This is a genomic window from Cupriavidus sp. YAF13, assembly GCF_052113425.1.
Taxonomy (GTDB): Bacteria; Pseudomonadota; Gammaproteobacteria; order Burkholderiales; family Burkholderiaceae; genus Cupriavidus.
This window is the reverse complement of record NZ_JBFRDD010000141.1, coordinates 1-1428: the sequence shown is the minus strand read 5'-3', so window position 1 is coordinate 1428 and position 1428 is coordinate 1. Positions and strand designations below refer to the sequence as shown.

Below are 1428 nucleotides of genomic sequence, written 5' to 3'. Positions count from 1 at the left end.
TAATGCCGTTCAGTTAAGGTCCCTATTGAGGAAGCGAACGGCATAGCGTGAAGGGCGGGACTTGACGACCCGGTCGCATGAGCGACCGGGTCGTTTCACATTGGGCAGCGACTTTAGGCGCTCGCGTAGGCGCTGCAGGCAGGCGGGCAATTTCGCGTAGGCTGGCGTGACAGCTGCCCACATCATCTCGTGCTGGATGACATGGAAGGCACGCACGAAGCTCATGTCAGTCGGCGCGAGCTTCGCTTCTCGGGCGGCGCTGGCCATCTCGCGACGAATCAGGTTGTAGGCGATCAAGGCGCCCCAGATTTCCTGGCATACCCCATCGACGGTTCGGCTACGCAGGGTCAGCTCCATGCCGAGCATCGACTGCTTCAGTTCCCGGTAGCTCGTTTCGATCTGCCAGCGCCGCTCGTAACTGGCGACGATGTCAGCAGGTTTGAAGCGTCGGCGATCGAGCAGCGACGTCAGCAGAATTCGGCTACGTCCGCGTGCATCGATCGTTCGGATTGCCCGCGCCTGCCAGAACTCCGGCAGCGCCGGACACTTCTTGCGTGCCTGCGGCGAGACACGCATGCGTACCGTGGCGTCCTCGGCCGTCCCGGCCGTCACCTCCCAGCGCGTGTTGGACTTGGCCGGAATCAGGAAGTGGCGGTTGTGCCCGCCCATCGTCAGACCGCACAGGATCTCGGCAGCCAGGAAGCCTTTGTCGAATACCGTCAGCGAATCATCCGGTATCTGCGGCAACAAGCCTTTGGCGTACACCATCTCATTGCTGTCATAGCGACCGAAGCTGGCACCTGCCACCAGGTGCGTGGGGATCGCAGTCAGCGTCACCATGCGCACCTGCGGATAGCTGGCGACCCTGCGAGCGTAAGCTTGGGCGCCAAAGTGCTCGCGGTTGGCAGGGCTGTCGGCTGTGCGTAGCGTCGTGCCATCCATCGCCCACAGGCTGAGTCCCTTGAGGGCGTAGTCGCTGGCGTCCTGCAGACTCCAGGCGCGCGCTGTTCGTTCGAACAGCCAGGCCAGCGGCGCCTCGCCAACGCGCTGGCGGGCTTGCGTCGCCGCGCTCTTGCTGACGAACGGCGCCACCTCGTCAGGCAGGGCCAGTTCCAGATTGTCGAGCACTTCGCTGATCGACCAATGGCGGTACATCGCCAGCGCAATCACCAGCCAGACCACCTGTTCAGCGGGCAATCGACGGCGACGGATACTTGCCGTTCCCGTCGCGTCTACCGCGCGCTCGATCCACTCGTACGGAAGATGCTCGGCGAGCCGACTCAAGTCGGCCGGCTGTTGCGCTTCGAGCAGGAAGGTCAGGTGACTGGAAAGCATCGCGCCCGAAAGTTAACACTTCGGCGCAGCGTTTACAACTTCCTCTGACGCTACATACAAAAATGCCGTTCAGCTCTTAACTGAACGGCATTA

The 1428-nt window shown here is 62.4% G+C and carries 1 protein-coding gene; it reads right to left on the bottom strand.

Annotated elements, in window-relative coordinates; all coding sequences use genetic code 11:
- Positions 1–9: 9 nt before the first annotated feature.
- Positions 10–1335: an IS4 family transposase gene (locus AB4061_RS40515; RefSeq protein WP_202281445.1), complete on the bottom strand. Its 1326-nt coding sequence runs from the start codon at positions 1333–1335 to the stop codon at positions 10–12.
- Between the last annotated feature and the right edge of the window lie 93 nt (positions 1336–1428).